The organism is Kitasatospora sp. NPDC056138 (assembly GCF_042264695.1).
Lineage (GTDB): Bacteria > Actinomycetota > Actinomycetes > Streptomycetales > Streptomycetaceae > Kitasatospora.
Map to the genome: position 1 here is coordinate 40,709 of NZ_JBHJVK010000047.1, position 21,658 is coordinate 62,366.

Sequence of the window (21,658 nt, forward strand, 5' to 3'; positions counted from 1 at the left end):
GGGTTCTGAGCCCCCGGACGCATCGCGGTCCGCCACTGCCACCGCCGGCCGCCGCTCTCACCTGGAGCACCCCATGCGCCAACGCAGGCGGCCGCGCCGCGCCGCGACGGCTCCGACCACTGCCACCGTCGCCCTGGTCAGGGCCGCCGCACCGGTCCTGGGCACCGCACTGCTGACGGGCTGCGCCACCGGCCAGGCCGGGCCGGCCGCCGTACCGGCCACTCCCGTACCGGCCAGTGCAAGTCCTGCCGGTGCCGGTGCGGACACCCCCGGTCCGGCCGGCACCTCGTCCGGCACCTCGGCCGGCGTCGCCGCCGGGACCGACCTGGCCGCCGGGGACCACAACATCTCGTTCGTCGTCGACGGCACCACCACCTACGGCACCCTGCACATCCCGGCCCACCCCGCCGGCGGCACGCTCCCCGCCGCCCTGCTGCTCCCCGACGGCGGCCCCACCGACCGCGACGGCAACCAGCCCCAGCTCAAACCGGACACCCTCGCAGGCCTCGCCCAGCTCATGGGCGACGACAAAATCGCCACCCTGCGCTACGACAAGTACGGCACCGGCCTGACCGGCCTCGGCGCCTACGCGGGCCGGGCCGCGGCACCCGACCTGGCCGCCTACGTCCGCCAGGCCGACGCCGCCTACCGGTTCCTGGCCACCCGGCCCACCACCGACCCGCACCGGCTGCTGCTCGCCGGACACGGCGAGGGCGCGGTGGTCGCCCTGGAGGTCGCCACGCTCAGCCGGCCCGCCCCCGCCGGGCTCGCCCTGCTGGCACCGCAGGACGAACGCCTGCTCGACCTCACCACCCTCCGGCTGGACCAGCAGCTCGACGCCGCCGTCGCCACCGACCGGCTGACCGCCGCCCAGGCCGCCACCGTCAAGGAGGCCATCGCCCAGGCGGTGGCCGAGTTGCGCGCGGGAGGGACCGCCGACACCACCGGCATGCCCGGCACGATCGCCACCGTGTTCGAGGACTTCAACGACGACACTGAGTACGTCCGCACCGACGACGCCGTCCACCCGCCCGACCTGGCCCGCCGGCTGACCGGCGGGACCAGGACCATGGTCACCTGCGGCAGCGCCGACGCCGACATCCCCTGCTCCACGACCGGGCCGCTGGTCGCCGCCCTGGCGGCCGCCGGCACCACCGGTCCTGGTCTGGTCACCCTCCCCGACGTCGACCACCTCCTGCGACCGGCCGACTCCCCCACTGACGCCACCACCCTCGCCCCCGCCGCCCGGCAGGCCGTCCACGCCTTCGACGCCCTCTGGCACTGACCTGGCCGGCACCTCCCCGTGCGCTTGCGACTGCCTGCCGGAGCGCGGGCGCTCACGGCGGGCAGTCGCTTACGGGGGCACGCGGCCCACCGTGCACCCGGGGGACCACCGCGCCCGGAAGCCGCCAGCCGGCCACTGCCCCGGACCGACCGCCCCTCGGCCGCCTTCCGCCGCGCCCGGATTCACCCTCCCGTGCGCCGCCGGCAGGAGGCGCTGCTCCATCCAGCGGTACCCGCACCGCAGAAATATGATGAATGCGGGGTTTCGCTACGAGTCCGGCTCGGACTGGGCCCGCCGCTGAGGTGCAGTGAGAGCCGGGTCACGAGACCCCGAGGCACCGGCCGTCCACAGGGTCCTGCGGCGACCGGACAACCCGGTGCACCTCGGAGGGTCCATGCCCCGACACCGCTCCCGGCCCGCCAGCGCCGACGACCTGCTCAACGAGCTCGGGCGACTGACCGCCCAGGCGCTGGAGCGGGCCGAACTCCAGCAGGCCCGGGTGGAACTGGCCGAGGCGCTGCAGCGCGAACTGCTCCCGGGTGCCCTGCCCGAAATACCCGAAGATCGAACAGGCCTGCATGGGCCTCGCCGAGGTGGTCGCCCGACTCGCCCCGGACGACGCCGGCCACCGCCGCACGAGTGACCGCACCGGGCAGTGCAGCCCTGCGCGAGGGGACACCGGGCAATCGGCCGGAGCCCGGCTCAGGCCTGTGGGGCCGCCTGGTCGACCGGTTCGCCGAGCGCCGAGCGCCGAGCAGTGATCCTCCCGACAGCGCGCTGCCAGCGCCCTGACAGCGCAGCAGAGCAGGGTGAGCCACGCCGGGACGGAAGGTCGCAGCCGACGATGTCGCGACCGTCCCGGACGGACACCGAAAGGGCTCCCGATGACTCACCCCTCCCATGCCTCGGACCCGGCCGCACGCCTCCGCCGGACCCGTCCCGCAGCCACGGCTTCCGCCGCTGCCACCGCCGCTGTCTCCGCTGTGCCGGCCGACTCCGCCGGACGAGCGGCGCGGGCCGGGCGGCCCGCCGCGGCCGTACGACGGCTGCGCGCCGCCGCAGCCGTCACCGGCCTGGTCGTGGCGGCGCTCCCGGCCTCCGCCGGAGCCGCACCGCCTCCGACGACCCCGACAACCCTGACGGCGACGACCGCGGAGGCCGGGGTGACCGAGGCGGCAGTGCCCCGGCTCGACTGGCAGGCGTGTGCCGACGGTTTCCAGTGCGCCACCGCCCACGTGCCCCTGGACTACCGCGCCCCGCACGGCGCCACGATCGACCTCGCGGTGATCAGGCACCCGGCGACCGACCCCGCGCACCGGATCGGATCGCTGTTCTACAACCCCGGTGGCCCGGGTGTTCCGGGCACCCAGGCGCTGCCGGCGATGACCGCCCACTTCCCCGAGCAGCTGCGGGCGCGGTTCGACATCGTCAGCTTCGACCCGAGGGGCATCGGCGCGAGCACCTCGACGCGCTGCTTCGCGGACGACGCGGCCGAACGTCGCTTCCTCGCCGACGTGCCCGCAGGCTTCCCGGTGGGGCACCGACAGGAACAGGTGTGGACCGATGCCTACGCGCGCTTCGGCCAGGAGTGCCTGCGGAACAACGCCGCACTGCTGCCGCACCTGTCCACGGCGAACGTCGCCCGGGACATGGACCTGCTCCGCCGGGCCGTCGGGGAGCAGCGGCTCAACTACTTCGGCACCTCCTACGGCACCTACCTGGGCGCCACCTACGCCAACCTGTTCCCCGGCAAGGTGCGCTCGATGGTCCTGGACAGCGCCGTCGACCCGATCGCCTGGTCCACCGGCCGCGACGGGCAGGCCGACCGGCTGGGCGCCTTTCTGCGGACCGGCACCGACGTGGCGGCGGGCCGCACCCTGAACGCCTTCCTCGACCAGTGCGGCCACGCCGGGCCCTCGGCCTGCGCCTTCTCGTCCGGCGACGCCGCCGGAACCCGCGCCAAGTTCACCACCCTGCTGCAGCGGCTGCGGCAGCAGCCGGTCACCTTCGGCAGCCCGCCGGCGGCCATGACCTTCACGTACGCGTCCACGCTGGAGAGCACGCTGTTCCAGCTCTACGCGGCGGCACCGGTACCGGGCCTGGCGGCCGGCTGGCCGGGTCTCGGACAGCAGCTCCAGCAGCTGTGGACCGCCACCGGCTCCGGCACGCCCGCACCTGCACCCGCACCCGCACCGGCACCGGCACCGGCACCGGCGGCCAAGGCTGCCGATGCCGGGGCCGGAAGCTACCAGGGACAGGAGCAGGCCATGGCCGCGATGTGCGAGGACAGCGCCAACCCGGGCGCCAGGTCCGGTTACCCGGCGCAGGCCGCCCTCGCCCGGGCCAGGTCGGGTGAGCTCGGCCCGTACTTCGCCTGGGCCTCGGAACGCTGCGCCGCCTGGCCGACCGGCGACCCGGACCGCTACGCCGGGCCGTGGAACCGCCCGACCGCCCAGCCGGTCCTGGTCGTCGCCAACACCGGGGACCCGGCCATGCCGTACCAGGGCTCGCAGGCCATGGCCCGGTCCCTGGGCCGTGCCCGTCTGCTGACCGTCGACGGGTACGGCCACACCGCCCTCGCCAATCCGAGCAGCTGCGCCGCCGACCATGAGGTGCGCTACCTGGTCGACGGTGTGCTGCCCCCGCCCGCAACGGTCTGCCGGCCCGACCACCGGCCCTTCGACACCCTCCGCTGACACGCCGGGCACCGGCCCGGGCGCCGGCCGGCTCACCGGAGTTCACGGGGGTTCAGCCCGAGGCGAGAAACAAGGACTCGGGCTGCGGCAGGGCCAGGCCCCGGTCCCAGGCAGCGGCGAAACCGTCCTCGCCCAGGGCGCCGACGCAGCCGTCCAGCAGCTCACGCAGCTCCGGATCACCGGCGTCGTGGGTGCCGCGCAGCGCGTACGCGGCACCCAGCGCCGCCACACTCCGCTCGGCCTCGCCGAGCGCGAGGCAGTACTCGGCGTACCCCTCCAGCGCCGTGGCCCGGGCCGGGTGGTCGCCGCAGTCGGCGGCCAGTTCCAGCGCACGCCGGTGCAGCGGGACGGCCTGCCCCGGGCCACCCCGGCGCAGCTGGATACGGCCGAGGCTGGTGTGCAGCAGCACCGAAAGCCGGAGCTGCTCCGGGCCACCGGCAGCACCGGCGCCACCGGGGTCGGCAGCACCACCAGCAGCGGCAGGGTTACCGGCGTCGGCAGCGTCGGCAGTCGGGTGCCGGAACGAACCCACCGCATCCTGCTGGCACCGCACCGCAGTCTCCAAGTCCCCTGCACGCCGGGCGAGTTCACCGCTCGCATACTGCGAAGCCAGTCGCATCTGCGGGTCGCCGTTGCGTACGGCGATGTCGTGGGCCCGCTCCAGCTCCGCCCTCGCCCCGCTCAGGTCACCGTTGCGCGCCCGCAGTTGGCCGGACAGCACCAGCAGCATGGGGGACTCCCCCGCGCCGCCGACCTCGGCGTCGTACCGCCGGGCCTCCTCCAGTGCCGCCGTCGCCTCGACCGCGTCCCCGGTGACGGACAGCAGCGCCGCCAGCGTGATCAGCGCCAGCGCCAGGCCCCACCGGTCACCGAGGCGCCGGAACCGGAGCAGCGAGGTCCGCAGACAGTGCTCGGCGCGCTGCGTCCGGCCGCCGCTGAGCTCGATCCGGCCGAGGATCAGCTGCGCGACGGCCCCGGTCCACGGGTCCGGGTGCGCGGAGAACTCGTCCGCGACCCGGGCGGCACTGCCCGGTGGGCCACCCATGGCGAGGAGGAGCGCCGCACCGAGCGCGACCGGGTGGTCGGACCGCTGTAGCGTCACCAACGCGCCACCGAGTGCCTGCGCCGCCTCGTCACCACCACCGTCACCACCACTGGCGCTGCCGGCACGCAGCGGCAGCGTGAGCTGCGCGACGATCACGCAGACACCGTGGGCCTGTTCGAGACCCGGCGGCGGCAGGTAGCCGAAGGTCCGCAGGACCTCGGCCGTCCGCTCCCCGGCCTGGTGTCCCTGACCACGCATCAGCCAAGGCCACACCCGCGCGGCGGCCAGCCTCAGTGCCCGTTCTCCCGAGCCCGGTCGGACGTCCGGATTAGCGTACGGGTAAGCGTCCGGGCAGGCGCCCGCCTGGATCTCGCGGCTCAGCGCGGCATCCAGATTGCCCTGCTCGGCGTCGAGCCGGGCGAGCCAGGCCAGTTGGTCCGCGGTGCGCAGCAGCGGCTCCGCGGTCTCGGCGAGGTCGAGGAAGCAACTGGTGTGCGCCGCCCCGACCGTCTCGGCTTCCCCGGCCTCGGCGAGCCGCCCGGCCGCGTACTCGCGGACCGTCTCCAGCAGCCGGTACCGGACCTCGGTCACCGGGTCCGCCGTCCCCTGCTCCCCGGCCCGGACGATCACCACCAGCGACTTGTCCACCAGAGCGGCCAGCAGGTCCTGCACGGCGGGCCGGTCGAGCCGGATGCCGTCCGGCGTCCCGCCGCCCTGCGCGTGGCCGCCCTGCGCGTGACTGCTCTGCGTGTGACCGTCCGGCCCGTGACCATCGGGCCAGTTCTCGGCGCACACCCGGTGCGCGTCGGCGAGGGTCGCCCCGCCCGAGAACACGGACAGCCGCCGCAGCAGGATCCGCTCGTCCTCGTCCAGCAGCGCCCAGCTCCAGTCGATGACGGCGCGGAGCGTACGGTGCCGGGGAAGCGCGGTGCGGCTCCCCCGGGCCAGCAGCCGGAAGCGGTCGTCGAGCCGCTCCGCCAGCTGGGCGGGCGTCAGCGAACGCAGCCTGGCCGCCGCCAACTCGATCGCGAGCGGGATGCCGTCCAGCTCCCGGCAGAGCCGCACCACGTGCGGGGCGCTCTCGCGGTCGACCGCGAACCCGGGGCTGACCGCCGCCGCACGGTCGGCGAACAGGACCACGGCGGGGTGCGTCCGGGCCTCCTCGGGACCGGTTCCGGGCTCCGGTACGGCAAGCGGCCGCACCGGGCGGAGCGCCTCGCCGGTCACGCCGAGCGGTTCGCGGCTGGTGGCCAGCACCCGGAGCTCCGGCGCGGCGGCCAGCAGACGGTCGGCGAAGTGGGCGGCCTCGTCGATGACGTGCTCGCAGTTGTCCAGCAGCAACAGCACCGGGCGCCCGGCCACGGCCTGGACGATCCGGTCGACCGGGTCGCCGGACGAGTCGGCGGCTGTGGTCCCGGTCGGCAGTCCGCCCGCCAGTACCCCGGCCGCCGGACGGCAGACCGCGGCCAGGACTGCCGCGGCGACCCCGCCGGGTCCGGTGACGGCTGCCAGCTCGACCAGCCGCACCTCGCTCCCGGGGACGCCCCGACCTGCGGCTGCCTCCACGGCCAGCCTGGTCTTGCCCACACCGCCCGGACCGGTCAGGGTCACCAGCCGGTGCCTGCCGAGCAGCTCCCGGACCTCGGCCGACTCCTCGTCCCGGCCGACGAAACTGGTCAGCCTGGCCGGCAGCCCGGCCCGACCGTCGTCCGGCCCGGCTCCCCCACGAGTACCGGCGGCCCGGACACCGTCCGCCGATGCGCCGTCCGCCCGTACGCCGGCTGCCCGCGCGTCGCCGGGCCCCGCATCGTCCGCCGGTCCACCGGCCGCCCTCGCCCCGGCTCCCCGGCCGCCATCGGCCGTCCGGGCGCCCGCCGGCGCGCCGCCGCGCAGCACCCACAGGTGGACGTCCCGCAGCTCAGGGCCCGGATCCGTACCGAGCTCCTCCGCCAGCGACCGTCGGGTGCGGTCGTAGACCGCCAGCGCGGCGGCATGGTGGCCGTCGGCGCTGAGTGCCCGCATCAGCCGGGCGGACAGCCGCTCCCGCAGCGGGTGCGAGGCGCACAGTCCGGTCAGCTCGGCGATCAACCGGGGTACCGCCCCGGCCCCACCGCCGCCGTCCCCACCACTGCCATCCCCGGCGCCATCGGCGCCGCCGCCGTCCGCACCGCCGTCCCCCGCCGGAGCTCCACCGTCGGCCCTGCCCCCGGCCGCGGCCCCGGTCACTCCGTCGGCCCCGGCCCCGGCCAGGGCGAGTTCGGCGTCCGCCCGGTCCTCGACCGCCGACAGCCGCACCTCGTGCAGTCGGGCCACCGGTGCCACGGCGAATCCCGCCGAACCGGCGTCCACCAGCGGGTCCCCGCGCCAGAGCGTCAGGGCCCCGCCCAGCAGCTGTGCGGCCCGCGCGTACTCGCCCGCCGCCAGCGCTTCCCGCCCCCGGGCCGCCGCCCGCTCGAACGCCCAGGCGTCGACGCTGTCCGGCGGCAGGTCGAGCCGGTAGCCCGAGGGATGCGACCCGATCGCGGCCCGGCCGGTCCCGGCGTCGGTGTCCAGGGCACGCCGAAGCCGGGCGACCAGCGACTGCAGCGCACCGGCCGGATCGGTCGGCGGCCGGTCCTCCCAGAGGTCCTGCACCAGGCGCTCGTTGGCGACCAGCCGCCCGGGATCGAGCGCGAGCCTGATCAGCAGCGTGCGCAACCGCGCGCCGCCGACCTCGATCGCCCGCCCGTCCGTACCACCCAGCACCTGGAGCGGCCCCAGAACCTCGATGCGCACCGCCCGCGCCTCCTTCCCCCACCCGGAACGATGATCATTCTGTCCCGGACGACGGAAGCCGCCTCCGCCCCCACCGCTGCGCGCCAACGCCCGGTGTCACCCGGCGGCCGGGCGGGCACCAACCCGCCACGGCCCCGGGCACCACCCCCGAAGCGCCCCGGGCACTACCCCGACGCGCCCCGGGTACCACCCCGAAGCAAGTCCGGGCACTTACCCGGCCGAGGAGGCCGACCCCGGTGCCGCCCCCGAACTGACCGACTTGAGCAGCCACTCCCGGTGGAAGACGGGCAGCGGGATCCGGCCCTCCACCACCGGCGTACCGAAGATCTTCAGGTGGGCCAGCAGCGCCCCCGTCAGATCGACGCCGCCGTACAGCGCGAGGCTGCCGTTCAGCTGCGGCTTCCCGCCGCTCTTCGAGGTGTCCACCACGACGGAACCCTCGCCCTGGGCCCGCAGGTACGGCTCCAGCGTGACGTCCACGCCCACTGCGTTGTACAGGCCGACGTTCACCTCGGCGCCGAGCCCCGCACGGACGGAGGCCTTGCCGGAGAGCTGCGCCCGGATCGGCGAGACCTTGGTGTCACCGGTGTCGGTGACCGGGCTCCAGCCGTGGCCACCGGTGTACTGGGCCTGCACCGTCCAGGCACCGTCGAACTGCTGCTCGGCGTCCACGCTCACCTTGCCGTCGGCGCTGACCTCCAGGAAGCAGGTGAGGCCGAGGTTGACCACCACCGGCAGGCCCCCGACGGTGAGCACGGGGTTGGCGTGCAGCTCGGCGAAGGGGACCCGGATCGGCGCGCCGGTGGACTTCGCCAGCTCGCCGCTGACCCGCCACTGCGCGTGCGCACCGAGGTCGAACCCGACGGACGCCGTACGCGGGCTGCCCTGAGCGGCACCGTGGTACGCGAAGTGCACGGCAGGGTGCAGCTGCAGCGAGCCGGAGGCCTCGGCGCTCCCGCCCGGCAGCGCGACCGGCGCCTTGAGGTCGAGCTGGAGCGTGCCGGAGGCATCGGCCTTCGTCGTGCCGGCGTCCTGACCGAACGACAGCTTCAGGTCCTTCACCAGCGGCTTGACCGTGATCGCGTGCGGATCGACGGCCACCTTGCCGTCCGCCTCGGAGGACCCGAGCAGCTCGGCCAGGGTCGCCGGGCGGGTGGCGGCCGTGACCGAACCGTCCTTGCCCGGCTGCACCGCCGTGACGGCGAGCAGTGCCCCCTGCGGAGCCGCAGCCGTCGGCGGGCTGGCGATCAGCTGACCGGCCCGTACGGTGTCCGCTGCGGCGGACGGACCCGACGACGCCGCGGCGGAGGACGTGGCCGACGCCGTGGCCGACGCTGCGACGGAGGGCTTCGCGGACGGCTTCGCGGCGGAGGCGCCCGGAGTCCTGGCGGCCGGCGAGGCGCTCGGAGCCGTACCGGCCCCTCCGGAACCACCGGCGGCGCCGCCCGTCGTACCGGCCGTGAGCACGGCGGTGCCGGTGGACGGGTCGTACGAGGCGAGCCGCACATTGCGCGCGGCCGGGGAGGCGGTGGGCCGGCCGGCCGTGCCCGGAGTGCTGACGGCGGACTGCTCCGCCCCCGGCTGGGCGGCGGCCACCACGAGGGCCTCCGTACCGGGGCGGGCAGCCGCGGTGGCCGAGGCGTCGGCGGGACTCGGCGTCCCGGCCGGCCCGGCGGCCTGCGGCCCGGCCCCCGGTGCGGCGCAGGCGGAACCGCCGAGGACGAGCGCCGCCGCGAGGGCGGGCAGGACGACTATGCGGGCTGTGCTGTTCAACAAGTCCCCTTTGGCGCGGCGGACGAGGACACGACCGCGCGAGATCAGTAGACGCAGGCGGCGTGGGACAGCCGCAGAGCTGATGTTACTGACGGGTCATCATCTTGTCGAAGACATGCAAACGGGCGCCACCGCCCGCACCGCCAACTCCGCTGCCGGGCAACCGTTTCCCCGTATTCCGGGGGCCGGCCCCGGAGAAGCCCGTTCCAGGCTCGCGCCTACTCTCCGGCAGGAGCCGCCCACCGGAAGGACGGCATCCGCGCACCACCACGACGGTCGCCCGCCACGGACCGCCTAGGTGAGGACCGTCCGGACCGGGGCTTCCCGGACGGCGAGGACGGGTCCTTCCGCCGCCCCCGCCCCGCCCCCGCCCCGAGCCGGAAACGGGGTCAGCGCTCCGGCCCGGCTCGCCGCCCCGCCCCGGCCTTCCCTACCCCGGCCCGCCCCGGCCTGCCCCGGCCCGCCGCCACTCTCCGGCCCGCGCCACGCTCTCACCGCCGGGCCCGCGCCTCGGGGCCCCGCCCCGGGGTCCCACCCCTGGGCCGGCAGCCGACCGGTCAGTCGTCCAGGACCGTCAGGTCCAGCCGGGCGAGGCGCTCGGGATCGGTGAGGATGTCGAGTGCGACGACCTTCCCGCCCGCGATCGTGAACGCCGCGACCGAGACCGGCCGGCCCTCCGAGATCGCCACGAACCCCGCGGCTCCGTTGACCAGCGCGGGCCGGGCGACCTGCGCCAGGCGTGCGAAGGTGATCGCCCCGCCGGCCACGGCCTGCGCACCGCGCACCACGACACCCGGTCGCAGCGCCCCGGCGTCGGTGCGCAGCACGATGTCCGGGTCGAGGACCGCGACGAGCGCCTCGAAGTCCCCGCCCCGCGCGGCGGCGAGGAAGGCGTCGACGACCTCGCGCTGGCGGGCCAGGTCGGCGTCGGGGGCCGGGGTTCCCCGGACCCGGCGGCGGGCCCGGCTGGCGAGCTGGCGGGTCGCGGCCGGGGTGCGCCCGACGATGGGGGCGATCTCGTCGAAGGGCACGGCGAACATGTCGTGCAGGACGAAGGCCAGCCGCTCGGCCGGGGCCAGCGTGTCGAGGACCACCAGCAGCGCGAGCCCGACCGAGTCGGCCAGCAGCGCCTGCTGCTCGGGTCCCATGCCGTCCGCGGGGCCGACGACCGGGTCGGGCACGTGCACGCCCAGCGGGTCCTCGCGCCGCGAGGTGCGCGAGCGCAGCATGTTCAGGCAGATCCGGCCGACGACGGTGGTCAGCCATCCGCCCATGTTCTCGACGCCGCTGCTGTCGGCGCGGTCGAGCCGGAGCCAGGTCTCCTGGACCGCGTCGTCCGCCTCGCTCAGGGAACCGAGCATGCGGTAGGCCACCGCGCGCAAATGAGAGCGGTGGGCCTCGAACTGCTCCACCAGAAAGTCGTTCCGGTCCATCGGTCCCACTCCTCCGTCGCCTCGTGTCACAGCGGTGACCCGCGGAACCCGGCCGATGTGACAGACCGCGGTACCCGGGGGCCCCTGGACTCCCCCGGCCCCACACGTACGGCGGGACCGGTGCAGCGGATTCGGTACGGCGGGACCGGTGTGACGGGCAGGACCAGTGTGGCGGGCGGGACCATGACGTCCACTCGTTCGGGTGGGACGGACCGGACGGGGAGTGGTCCTGCCCGCAGAGGACTTCTCCTGCCGCCGATTGGCCGGTTCAATGCGGTCATGAGGCGATTCGAGGGCGGTTGCCGTGCGATCTGACGCTACGAGGGGCCCGAGTTGGGCCAAGGGGACGTTCCTCGCGAGACTGGCGAAGGACCGGGCCGAACAGCTGCTGGGACTGGGCCGGCCCACCCGCTACGAGGCCGGGGGCGTGCTGCTGAGCCAGGGCGACCGGACGACCCACGTCTGCCTGATCCAGCCAGCCGATCCGGACGGGGTCGTCTGCGCCAAGGTGACGGCGACCCTGGCGAACGGGACGGAGAGCCTGCTCGGCATCCGGGTGAGCGGTGACCTGGTGGGCGAGCAGGCCGCCCTGCGGATGGTGCCCAGGGCGGCCACCGTGACGGCCTGCAGCAGCGTCCTGGTGACCGTGGTCACCCGGGAGCGCTTCCTGGGCTTCCTCCACGAGTACCCGGATGCCTGGGAGGCCGTCAGCAGCATGATGGCGGACCGGCTGGACTCGGCCAACCGCCGCAGGCTGGACTTCGCCGCCTTCGGCGTGCCCGGCCGACTCGCCCGGGTACTGGCCGAGTTGGTGGACCGGCACGGTCACGAGGTGGTGGACGGCCACGAGATCGGGGTGCACCTGTCCCAGCTGGAGCTGGGCAGGCTGATCGGCGCGCGCGAGGACGCGGTCGGCCTCGCCATGCGCAGGCTCAAGGGTGAGGGCCTGGTCCGCCCGCACTACCGGGGGGTCACCGTGCTCGACCTGGTGGCGCTGCGCCGGTTCGCCGACCGGGACTGACCTCCCGCGTACGCACGGCAGGGACACCGGAGACCAGCCCCCGAGGATCAGACACCGGGAACCGGGCTCCGGATATCAGCCCCCGAGGATCAGGCACCGGAGACCAGGCACCGGAGACCAGGCAGCAAGGATCAGCAGAGGGCCGTCAGGGCTGCCGCCATGCCGAGGGCCAGCATCGAGGCCGTCCAGGGAGTGGCACGTACCACGTGCCGGTTCTTCACCAGCGCGATCTGTGAGAGCAGCCGTGCCGTCGCCCAGGCCTCGATCCGCTGCGCGGCCGGGTCCCAGCGCGCCGTGTCGGGCCCGACCGCCCCGAGGCCGTCGTCGTCGGCCAGTCCGGTGATGGCGAACCGGCTGGGCGGCACCGGCGGATCGAGGCGAGGGCGCAGCGCCTGGGTCACGTGGTAGCCGGAGACCAGGAACGCGGTGGCGAACCCGGCCAGCAGGATCCAGGTGAGTACGGGATGCCGCAGATCGCCGCGTCCGCCCAGGGTGCTGACCACTGCCACGGCACCGCCGGTGTGCACCACCAGCAGGGTGTTCACCTTGCTGTCGGCCTGCTGGACGTATCCCTGAAAGATCGTCAACGCGTTCAGGGCCACCTCGAGTCCGGACGAGTCCGGCCGCCGGGCGGTTGTTCGGTGATCGCTCAATGTGCCCTCCGGGAGGCGAAAGTCGTTGACTCCATGGGACCTCGGTAACGAATCGGCGACCCCGGATGAATCAGGGATCAGGTGCTGTGAGCATGGTCACCCGTCCCCGGTGGGATCGGCCCGGGGGAAGCCGTATCGATCAGGAATCCCGCCTGCGCGGACGCAGGAAACTGACGATTCACCACATGCACCACCACAGAGGAAGGCTGAGCGGACTTGAGCCCGACCCACGAGGTGACCCGCAGGCTGCTGCTCTCCGCGGATGTGAAGGGATACGGCAGCGGCGACGAGCGCTCCCACCTCACGATCCAGCGCGATCTCATCCGGGTGTTCGACGAAGCGGCCGATGCCACCGGGCTGGACCGCTCGGTCTGGAACAGGCAGCCGGGCGGCGACGGCGAACTCGCCGTCATGCCCGCCGAGATCTCGGAGGCCCGGGTCGTGGACGACTACGTGGCCGAACTCCAGGCCGCCCTGGAGCGGCACAACGACGGCCGCTATGCGGAGCGTTGGCTGCGGATGCGGCTCGCCGTCCACTTCGGCACCGCCATCCCGGCCGACAACGGCTTCGCCGGGCACGGGATCGTGCTGGTCAGCCGGCTGGTCGACAGCGAGCCGCCGCGTCGGGCACTGGAGCTGGCGCCGCAGGCGTGCCTGGCCGTGATCCTCTCCGACCAGGTCTACACCGACACCGTGCTCCAGCGGCACACCAAGCTGTCGCCGAAGGAGTTCCGGGAGGTGCGGGTGAAGAAGAAGGAGCGGGACGTCATCGCCTGGCTCCGGGTACCCGGCGTGGACGTGCACGCGCTCGCCCTCGACCCCGCCGGGAAGCCCGGCCCGAACTCCGGCTCCGACTCCGACCACGGACCCGCCGGCCCGGCCCCGGCCGCAGCCCCGGCGTCGACCACCCCGTCGGACCCGACCGCCTCCCCTGCTGCCGCCCCGGCAGTCACCCCGACCGCCTCCCCGGCAGTCCCGGCGCCCACCCCGGCGGCCGCGCCCGCCGGACAGGGCCAGTCCATGCGGGTCGTGGTGCACGGCGAAGTACGCGCACCCGGTTCGGTCTTCGGCATCAACAACGGCACGGTCAACACCAGCGGGACCTTCTGATGGCGGCCGACGCTTCACCGGCCGAGGAGGACCCCGGGCCCGAGCGGGCGGACGCGGAGGACGAACCCGAGCCGTCCGAGCCCTCGGATTCGCCGGCCGACGACGGCCTGCCGCCCGAGGGCGGTGCGGCGGACCGCCTCGGCAGCGTCCAGCACCAGTTCGTGATGCAGGTCTTCAACGGGACGGTGGACGCCCGGGGCGGAGTCTTCGGCCACGGCGCGCCGGGCGGCCGCCAGGACGGCGACGGCAAGCCGCGCCGCCGGGCGGCCGAGACCGGCAAGCTGACCGACGAGGAGCTGCACGAGGCGATCCAGGGCTACGCCCGTCCTGCCTCCTACGAGCGCGCGCTGGCCCACCTGGAGAAGCACCACGTGGTGGAGCTCTGGGGCCCGGCCGGGCTGGGCCGACGGACCGGCGGCATCGCGCTGCTCGCCGAGGTCGTCGAGGGCCCGGTGCTGCTGCTGCAACCGACCGTCACCCTCAAGGAGTTGGCGAGTCGCGAGTACGGGCGGGGAAGCGGGTACGTGGTGCCGGGCCGCGTCGCGGACGCGACCTCGGCCGAGGACGCCGACCACCTGTGGCGCAGGCTGCGCAGCACGCTCAGGGCCGCCGGGGCGTACCTGGTGGTCACCACGGCGGTGCAGGCGGCCGGACCGCCGTGGCGGGTGGCCTGGGAGCGTCCCGAGCCGCGTCGGCTGCTGCTCGGCGCGCTGGGCGGCGCCGAGGTGTCCGAGGAGGTGGTCGAGGAGGTCCTGGCGGGCGTGCCGGAGGACTTCCGGCCGCACGACCTGGCCGAGGTGGCCCGCCGGCTGGCGGCCGGGGCCTCGCCGCAGGACGCGCTGGAACAGTTCGAGCTGTCCGCGTCGGCCGCCGTCACCGAGTGGTTCCGGAGCGGGCCCGAACCGCGCCGGGTACTGGAGGTGACGGCCCTGGCGTTCACGGCCGGCGCCGGGGTCCGGGCCTACGAGGACGGGCTGGCGAAGCTGGAGGCCAGGATGGCGAGTTGCGTGCCGAGCCTGGCGCCCCCGGCCGAGGCCGATCCGGAGGAGGCGGTCCTGCCGAGGCTGCCGGCCAACCGGGAGGCGCTGGTCAGCGCCGGCGGGCTGATCTGCACCAGGCGGGTCCCGGACGGCGTCCGGACCCGGACCGTGGTGGCCTTCCGCGATCCGGTGCACCGCGAGCGGGTGCTCGCCGAGCTCTGCGACCGGTTCGACAGCTCCTTCTGGAACGGGGTCGGCGGCTGGCTCGCAGCCACCGTGCGGGCCGGGCTGGACGAGGACCCCCAGCTGCAGATGGCGGTGGCCTCCGGTCTGGCACTGCTCGCCCGGCTCGACGTGCAGGAGGTCGAGCGGACCTATCTGCAACCGTGGTCCGCCGGGAGGCTGGGGTGGGCCGGCCAGCAGACTGCCGTGTTCACCGTCTGGCTGATGTGCCTGGCCGACGACGGGCTCGCGCCGGTGGCGCTGAGCGTTGCCGAGGGGTGGGCGAACGACCCGGGCCGGGCGCGGCGCTGGGCCGCGGCGGTGGCCTTCACCGGCGAACTGGGACTCCGCTACCCGCACCAGGCGACCAAGCAGCTGTGGGCGATGCTGAGCGGTGACGTCCGGCTGCGCGAGCCCGCGCAGCAGGCGCTGGCCAGGCTCTTCGGCATCCTCGCCTCGGCAGGCGACAAGGCTTCGGTGATCACCGGCTGGCTGGAACGGCAGCTGGTGCCGTCCGACGGCCGGCTGCCGGGGCAGCGTCCTTCGGTCGTGCTGCTGGAGACCCTGCTGGCGCTGGTGTCCACGCCGGACGAGCGGACCGGCGGCCCGGCCGTGATGTCCTACCTGCGCGACTCGCCGGACAAGACCCCGCAGATCGCCCGGCTCTGGGCCGCGGTGATCTGCTACCGGCCGCTGCGCAGAAGGGCGTTGACCGCACTGCTGACCGGCTTGGAGGAGCTGGAGCTGATCAGCGAGGACGCGGCGGCCGAGGCCGGCCGGCTCGGCGAGGCGCTCGCCCGGGCCCTGCCCCTCCCCGAACGCAAGCCGTTCACCACGGACTTGGCCAAACTGGTGGCCAACTCGACCCGTCGGCCGCAGGCCGATGTGCTGACCGAAGTCCTACTCGCGGCGGTGGACAGGGCCCATCACCGTACAGCCACGGAGAGTTGAGGATGATCAAGCCATATCCCATCGTGGAACAGCGTCCGCTGGCGGATCCGCCCAAGCGCGGCCCGTTCGGCCTGGGCGCCCGGCGCCGGTCGCCGGAGGAACTGCCCGTGGCCGCCGGGCACGAGGTGCTCGTCTACCGGGTGGACGGACGCTACGTGCTGGACACCGGCAGGCGGCGGCTGGGTGACGAACAACTGGTGGCCGCCGACCACGTGAGCGTGGTCGACCTGCGGCGGAACGCACCGGTGACCGTCCAGCTCAAGATCCCCTCCGCCGAGGCGGCGGAGTTCACGGTCGAGGTGACCTTCCTCTGCTCGGTGGTCGACCCGGCCATCGTGGTCAGGGAGGGGCAGGGCGACGCACGCCTGGCGCTGCTGGCGTACCTGCGCAAGCACAAGCGCTTCTTCGAACTCGGCCTGGACTACCGGATCTCCCAGATCACCACCGTCCGACGGAACGTGAACGCCCAGATGATGGCCTACACGGCGGAGCGTCCGCCGCAGATCTCCGGCCTGGCCGTCTCGTTCGCCAGCGTGGAGCTGCTGGAGCCGGACGAGCTGATCGGGTTCCAGCGGCAGCGCCGGGACCAGGACCGCACCAACGTCCTGGCCTTCGAGAAGCAGCAGCAGAACCACAGCCTGGACGTCCAGCGCCAGCAGTACGACCAGGAGATCCAGGAGGGACAGCGCCGGTTCGACCAGGACCGGGACGTGGACAACCAGACCCACGAGCAGCTGCTGGAGAAGGAGGCCAGGGAGTTCGCGCTGCGGCAGTCCACCCTGACGGCCCAGCAGATCGCCGGCAGCCCGGAGATGGCCGCCTACTGGGCGCAGGCCAGCGGCGAGATGAGCGCCGCCGAACTGCTGGCCCAGCTGCAGCGCAAGGAGTCCCTCAAGCGCGAGGACCGGCGCGATCTGGCGGAGCGCCGCTGGGAGCGCCGGCAGGAGATCCTGGAGCAGAAGCGGCAGCGCAGGCGGGAGCTGGAGGACCGGATCAGGGACGACCAGAAGGAACGCGAGCAGCTGGACCGGGAGTTGACCAAGGAGCTGAGCGCCAGCCGGCGGGCCGACCAGCAGTGGGAGCGGGACGCGACGCTGGAGGTCGTCCGCGACCTGATCAAGCGCGGCCACGGCGACCAGACCTTCGTGGACTTCGAGCGCCTGCTCGGCAAGTTGGGCACCGCGCCCGAGATCGAGGGGGCCGGGTCGCAGCGCGACCTCGACCAGGCCGCGGCGGAGGAGCCGGAGGCCCTGGAGGCGGGCGCGGCCGAGCGCAAGCGCCGGGCGTACGAGAAGTCGGACGTGCTGAGGGAAGAAGATGACGACTGAGCTGCAGCTCGACTCCGAGTGGGACGGGTCGGCGACGTCCGTCCCGCTTCAGCCTCCGCCGCCCTTCCCGCCGGGCGGAGCAGGCCGGAGGGGGCCGAAACTGCCCGGCCCGGACGGACTGGGCGGTCGGGGCGAGCCATACGAGCCCTACGAGCCAGGCGAGTTGGGCAAGTTGGGAGAGCCTGGCCAGACGAGCGGGCCCCATCAGCCGAGCGAGCCGAGCCAATCGGGCGAGCCGAGCCAGCCGAACGAGCCGGGCGAACTGGGCCAGCCGAGCGAGCCGGGCGAACTGGGCGAGCCGTACGCGGCGGACTGGCCGGACGGCCCCGAAGTGGCGCTCCGGCCCAAACTGTTGGTGCGCCCGGCGGAGCCCGGCCGGCCGATCGGCCGGCAGATCCGCCGGCTCGCCGGGGTGGACGAGGAGGTCCTGGACTGGGTCCCGGAGGAGCGGCGCCGCTACACCTGGATAGGGCTGATCATCCTCAACACCGGTGTCTTCGCCGGGGTTTCCATGCTGAGCGCGATGAACCGGTTCCTCGGTGCGCCCTGGTACCTGCTCATCCTGCCCGCCGCGGTCTGGGCCTGGGTCATCGTCTGCCTCGACGGCCTGCTCATCACCAGCACCCACGGGCACAGCGGCAGTGAGAAGTGGCGGATCCTGGTGCCGCGGCTGGCGCTCTCCGTGCTGCTGGGGCTGTTCATCGCGGAGCCGATCGTCCTGCGGGTGTTCCAGCCGGCCATCCACCAGGAGGTGCAGGACCACCGCCTGCAGGTCATCGGCGCCTACGGTGACCTGCTGCACCGGTGCAACCCGCCCACCGGGCAACGGGTCGACAGCGCCGAGTGCCGGGACAATCCCGTCACCGTGCAGAACTCCCCGCTCGGCGTCCAGCAGCGGCTGAAGGACGCCACCGCCGAGCGCGACAAGCTCGCGGCCGTCGTCGCGGACCTGAAGAGCCAGAAGGACGCCAAGGAGTCGCTCTCCCACGACGAGTGCACCGGCCGGTCGACCACCGGCACCACCGGGCGCGCGGGCGAAGGCCCGAACTGCCAACGGGACCGGGTGGAAGCGGACCGCACCACCGCCACCTACAACGAGCAGCAGTCCAAGCTGGACCAACTCGACTCCCAGGTCAACGACTTGATCGGGCAGTCCGGAACGGCCGCCAGGACGTACGCCGAGCAGGTGAACACGGCGATCGACAGCGCGGTGGCCGCCAAGAAGGCCACCCAGGGACGGATCGACATCCTGGAGGAGGGCAGCGCGCTCCAGCGCCTGGCCGACCGCAGCCTGACCATCCGGCTGAACGAGTGGCTGGTCCGACTGCTGCTGATCGTCCTCGACTGCCTGCCCGTCCTGGTCAAGGTCATGAACGGCACCACCGCCTACGACCGGCGCCTCGCCCGGCAGTTGGCGGCCGAGGAGAACGTCCACGGCGCACGGAAGAACCTGGAGGAGCGCTACGGCTCGCTCCAGGCCGAGCTGCGCCAGCACCAGATCGAGTACGACTACCAGCGGCGCATCGCGGCCCTGCACCAGGCCGACCTCGACAAGCAGGCCCGCGAGGAGGAAGAGGTCGACGCCAGGATCGAGGCCCTCGCCGCCCGGTTCCGCCGCCAGAGCCGGGACGCCGAGGAGCCGTCCCCGGTCGTGGACTGACCACCTGCGCAGCGCCGTCGGAGCCGTACGGGACGCCGATCCGTCCCGTACGGCTCCCGCTCGTCCGGCAGGATCCCGGACACGGCCGCACCGGGCGCTCGGGGGAGCGCCGCCGGCGGGTCCCGGTCGTCTAGGGTCGGCGGCAGCCGATGGACGGCCGGCGCCCGGCCGTGCCGGGGCCGCCGGGACCGAACACGGGGACGCCGGCCTCCTGTCCACCCGTGACGAGAGAGACGAGCCCACACGTGCCGAGCGCACCCGTGATCCTCAGTGACGTCCCCGGATCCTTCCCCTGGGGCGTCTTCCACGAGCGCCACCCGAAGCTCGTCCGGCAGGTGCTCGACGCACTGCCGTACGGCCCCGCCGAGCGGGAGGCGGTCGGGCGGCTGCTCGCCGAGAGCACCACCGGTGTCCTGGAACCGCCCGAGGAGGGCACCCCCGACCACGCCCGGTGGCTGGAGTGGGGGCAGGGTCTGTGGGGCAGGCCGTGGGGCGAGGTGCCGTTCCTGTGGGCCGAGAGCTACTTCTACCACCGACTGCTGGATGCCACCGGTTACTTCAGGCCCGGGGCCTGGCAGGGCATCGACCCGTTCGCGCCGTTCAAGAACGCCGAGCTGGCCGGCGTCGCCGTCGACGACGAGCTCTCCGCCCTCGACGGACTCCGGGCCCTGCCGGAGGCGGGACGGTGGGAGGCACTGCTGTCGTCGGCCCTCTGGGGCAACCGCGCGGACCTCGGCTTCCGGATCACGGCGGCCACGGACGAGGCCCGTTCCCCGGCCCTGCTCGCCGACGACGGCGCCCTTCTCGGGAGCACGCTCGACCGGTCCCGCGGCGGTCTCCTCTGCCTGGTGGCGGACAACGCCGGCCGGGAGCTGCTGCCGGACCTGGTCCTCCTCGACCACCTGCTCACCAGCGGCCTGGCCGGCCGGGTCGTCCTCTACGTCAAGCCCCGGCCCTACTACGTCTCGGACGCCACCACGGCCGATGTCCTCGCCACGGTCGAACGCCTGCGCACCGCCCCCGGGCCGGAGGCCGCGCTGATCGGCCGACGCCTGTGGCGGGCGATGAACGACGGCACGCTGGCGGTCCGCACCCACCCGTTCTTCTGCGCGCCGCTGCCCTTCCACGACCTGCCCGCCGACCTCCGGACGGAGTTCGCGGGCGCGACGCTGACGATCCTCAAGGGCGACCTCAACTACCGCCGCCTGGTGGGCGACCGCCGGTGGCCACCGACCACACCGTTCGCGGAGACCACCGGCCACTTCCCCTCCCCCGTCACGGCCCTGCGGACCCTGAAGTCCGACGTGATCGTCGGCCTCGGCACGGCACAGGTCACCGCCCTCGACCGCTCCGGCGAGCCCTGGCGCACCAGCGGCCGTCACGCCGTCGTCCAGGCGCGCGCCACGACATGACGCCGCCCGTCCGGACCCGCCCGGGCCGCCCCCGCCGAGCCCGAGCTCACCGGGCCTCCGCACCGGGCCTCCGCCGCGCACGGGTCCGGAGTCGGTCCGGACAACGAAGTTCGGGAATCCCGGACGCTCTCATGTCGTCTGTGCGGGTCAGCACGCCGCCAGCCCCTGAGGCCGCTCGAACCGTCGCCACCGAGTGGCGCCGTGGTCGTCCGTGGCGTACCACCCCGACTGGTGCGCTGCCGGTGCGTGCGGCCCTTCCAGAGCCCCGCGAGGCCGGCGCCGGTGGCGCGGACTCTTCGCCCGAATCATGGACTCCGCCGGACTCAGGACGGCCCGTTCCCGGCATCAGGCCCAACCGGGCTTCCGCCGAAGGCCCCTGACGCGGAGAGAGCTGTACGGAGCAGACGCAGGAGCGCCTTGGCTGCGGGACTGCCGGGCCCGTCCGTCCGCCAGGCCAGAGCGACCCGGCCACGAGGCTGCGGATCCGTGATCTCCAGCGTCCGCAGCCCGGCGGCTGACGCATCGTCAGCCGGAAGCGACGGAACCACGGCCACGCCGAGCCCACGGGCGGCGAGCTCCACCAGGAGCTGCGGGGAGACCGCCTCGAACGCGACGCGAGGGTGGAAACCGGCCCGCGCGCACGCGCGGTCGAGCACCCCGCGCAGACCGGTGCCGCGCGGCAGGCTGATCAACGGACGGTCGCGGAGGGCGGCCAACGGAATGCTCCCGCGGCCCGCATGCGCGATGAGGGAGTCGTCCGGCGCGAGAGCTGCGACCAGGGGTTCGTCGATCACGATCTGGAGCGAGACGCCCGGCGGGGGTTCCTCATCCGCCAATCCGATCACGGCGATGTCGAGTTCACCGAGGCGCAGGGAAGCGAGCATCCGCTCCGAGGTGTCCTCGGCCAGAGCGATCTCGACCTGCGGGTGGTCGTCGTGGAAATCGGCCAGCACGGAAGCCACGTCGAATTCGTGGGCGGTGGCACCCGGGACGAGGCCGATCGCGACCCGGCCGCGGAGCAGTCCGGAGAACTCGTCCACGGTCTGCCGCACCCCCTCGACGGCGGCGAGTGCGGCCCGCGCATACGGCAGTACGGCCTCGCCCACGTCCGTCAGGGTCACCGATCCACCGGAGCGGTCCAGCAGCGGCTGCCCGAGTTCCCGCTCGAGCTGCCGGACCTGGGCGCTCACCCCCGGCTGCGCCAGGTGCAGGCGGGCGGCGGCACGGGTGAAGTTGGCCTCCTCCACCACAGCGACGAAGTACCGCAGCTGTCGAAGCTCCATAACCGGTGATGCTAGCCGCGAGACACGCAAA

Annotated in this window: 13 protein-coding genes and 1 pseudogene; 9 read left to right on the top strand and 5 right to left on the bottom strand. The window is 74.2% G+C overall.

Features of this window, described 5'->3' with window-relative positions:
• The first annotated feature begins 73 nt into the window (after nt 1-73).
• The 3 genes and pseudogenes from ACFC1R_RS25765 to ACFC1R_RS25775 all read left to right on the top strand — a co-directional run bounded on the left by ACFC1R_RS25765 (nt 74) and on the right by ACFC1R_RS25775 (nt 3,981).
• Complete coding sequence (locus ACFC1R_RS25765; RefSeq protein ID WP_375942416.1) at nt 74-1,285, top strand: alpha/beta hydrolase; 1,212 nt, start codon at nt 74-76, stop codon at nt 1,283-1,285.
• Between the two features lie 394 nt (nt 1,286-1,679).
• Nucleotides 1,680-1,883 (top strand): annotated as a pseudogene (locus ACFC1R_RS25770) (serine/threonine-protein phosphatase); the annotation flags it as partial.
• A 286-nt stretch (nt 1,884-2,169) separates the two neighbouring features.
• Nucleotides 2,170-3,981 (top strand): alpha/beta hydrolase, encoded by a 1,812-nt coding sequence (locus tag ACFC1R_RS25775; protein ID WP_375942418.1) that lies wholly within the window; start codon nt 2,170-2,172, stop codon nt 3,979-3,981.
• A 52-nt stretch (nt 3,982-4,033) separates the two neighbouring features.
• On the opposite strand, the gene ACFC1R_RS25780 is transcribed toward ACFC1R_RS25775, so the two are convergent.
• The 3 genes from ACFC1R_RS25780 to ACFC1R_RS25790 form a co-directional block, all read right to left on the bottom strand.
• On the bottom strand, nt 4,034-7,801 hold the full coding sequence (locus ACFC1R_RS25780; RefSeq protein WP_375942420.1) for a BTAD domain-containing putative transcriptional regulator: 3,768 nt from the start codon (nt 7,799-7,801) through the stop codon (nt 4,034-4,036).
• A gap of 210 nt (nt 7,802-8,011) precedes the next feature.
• Complete coding sequence (locus ACFC1R_RS25785) at nt 8,012-9,574, bottom strand: hypothetical protein (RefSeq protein WP_375942422.1); 1,563 nt, start codon at nt 9,572-9,574, stop codon at nt 8,012-8,014.
• Nucleotides 9,575-10,131: 557 nt separating this feature from the next.
• A complete protein-coding gene (locus tag ACFC1R_RS25790) occupies nt 10,132-11,007 on the bottom strand; it encodes a sigma-70 family RNA polymerase sigma factor (RefSeq protein ID WP_375942423.1) in 876 nt (291 codons plus the stop codon).
• Between the two features lie 304 nt (nt 11,008-11,311).
• Here ACFC1R_RS25790 and ACFC1R_RS25795 point away from each other — a divergent pair, with 304 nt between their 5' ends.
• The gene (locus ACFC1R_RS25795; RefSeq protein ID WP_375942425.1) at nt 11,312-12,028 is read left to right on the top strand and encodes a Crp/Fnr family transcriptional regulator; all 717 of its coding nucleotides are present in this window, start codon (nt 11,312-11,314) and stop codon (nt 12,026-12,028) included.
• Between the two features lie 131 nt (nt 12,029-12,159).
• On the opposite strand, the gene ACFC1R_RS25800 is transcribed toward ACFC1R_RS25795, so the two are convergent.
• Nucleotides 12,160-12,615: a hypothetical protein gene (locus ACFC1R_RS25800; protein ID WP_375942427.1), complete on the bottom strand. Its 456-nt coding sequence runs from the start codon at nt 12,613-12,615 to the stop codon at nt 12,160-12,162.
• Between the two features lie 282 nt (nt 12,616-12,897).
• On the opposite strand from ACFC1R_RS25800, the gene ACFC1R_RS25805 reads away from it, so the two are divergent.
• From ACFC1R_RS25805 to ACFC1R_RS25825, 5 genes are all read left to right on the top strand, one after another.
• Nucleotides 12,898-13,791 carry a hypothetical protein gene (locus tag ACFC1R_RS25805; protein ID WP_375942429.1) on the top strand — a complete coding sequence of 298 codons (894 nt, stop codon included), beginning with the start codon at nt 12,898-12,900 and terminating at the stop codon, nt 13,789-13,791.
• Nucleotides 13,791-15,944, top strand: coding sequence for a hypothetical protein (locus ACFC1R_RS25810; RefSeq protein ID WP_375942431.1), 2,154 nt, complete (start codon nt 13,791-13,793; stop codon nt 15,942-15,944). Before ACFC1R_RS25805 ends, ACFC1R_RS25810 begins: the two co-directional genes overlap by 1 nt.
• A gap of 2 nt (nt 15,945-15,946) precedes the next feature.
• The gene (locus tag ACFC1R_RS25815; protein ID WP_375942433.1) at nt 15,947-17,272 is read left to right on the top strand and encodes a hypothetical protein; all 1,326 of its coding nucleotides are present in this window, start codon (nt 15,947-15,949) and stop codon (nt 17,270-17,272) included.
• Between the two features lie 163 nt (nt 17,273-17,435).
• On the top strand, nt 17,436-18,932 hold the full coding sequence (locus tag ACFC1R_RS25820; RefSeq protein WP_375942435.1) for a DUF4407 domain-containing protein: 1,497 nt from the start codon (nt 17,436-17,438) through the stop codon (nt 18,930-18,932).
• Nucleotides 18,933-19,177: 245 nt separating this feature from the next.
• Nucleotides 19,178-20,344: a damage-control phosphatase ARMT1 family protein gene (locus ACFC1R_RS25825; protein WP_375942437.1), complete on the top strand. Its 1,167-nt coding sequence runs from the start codon at nt 19,178-19,180 to the stop codon at nt 20,342-20,344.
• Between the two features lie 323 nt (nt 20,345-20,667).
• Here ACFC1R_RS25825 and ACFC1R_RS25830 read toward each other — a convergent pair whose 3' ends face one another.
• The gene (locus ACFC1R_RS25830) at nt 20,668-21,627 is read right to left on the bottom strand and encodes a LysR family transcriptional regulator (RefSeq protein WP_375942439.1); all 960 of its coding nucleotides are present in this window, start codon (nt 21,625-21,627) and stop codon (nt 20,668-20,670) included.
• Nucleotides 21,628-21,658: the final 31 nt, after the last annotated feature.

Excerpts from the sequence above, each read along its gene's own strand:
- ACFC1R_RS25810 (WP_375942431.1), top strand. The coding sequence starts at position 13,791 with ATGGCGGCCGACGCTTCACCGGCCGAGGAGGACCCCGGGCCCGAGCGG.
- ACFC1R_RS25775 (WP_375942418.1), top strand. The coding sequence starts at position 2,170 with ATGACTCACCCCTCCCATGCCTCGGACCCGGCCGCACGCCTCCGCCGG.
- ACFC1R_RS25815 (WP_375942433.1), top strand. The coding sequence starts at position 15,947 with ATGATCAAGCCATATCCCATCGTGGAACAGCGTCCGCTGGCGGATCCG.
- ACFC1R_RS25830 (WP_375942439.1), bottom strand. The coding sequence starts at position 21,627 with ATGGAGCTTCGACAGCTGCGGTACTTCGTCGCTGTGGTGGAGGAGGCC.
- ACFC1R_RS25765 (WP_375942416.1), top strand. The coding sequence starts at position 74 with ATGCGCCAACGCAGGCGGCCGCGCCGCGCCGCGACGGCTCCGACCACT.
- ACFC1R_RS25790 (WP_375942423.1), bottom strand. The coding sequence starts at position 11,007 with ATGGACCGGAACGACTTTCTGGTGGAGCAGTTCGAGGCCCACCGCTCT.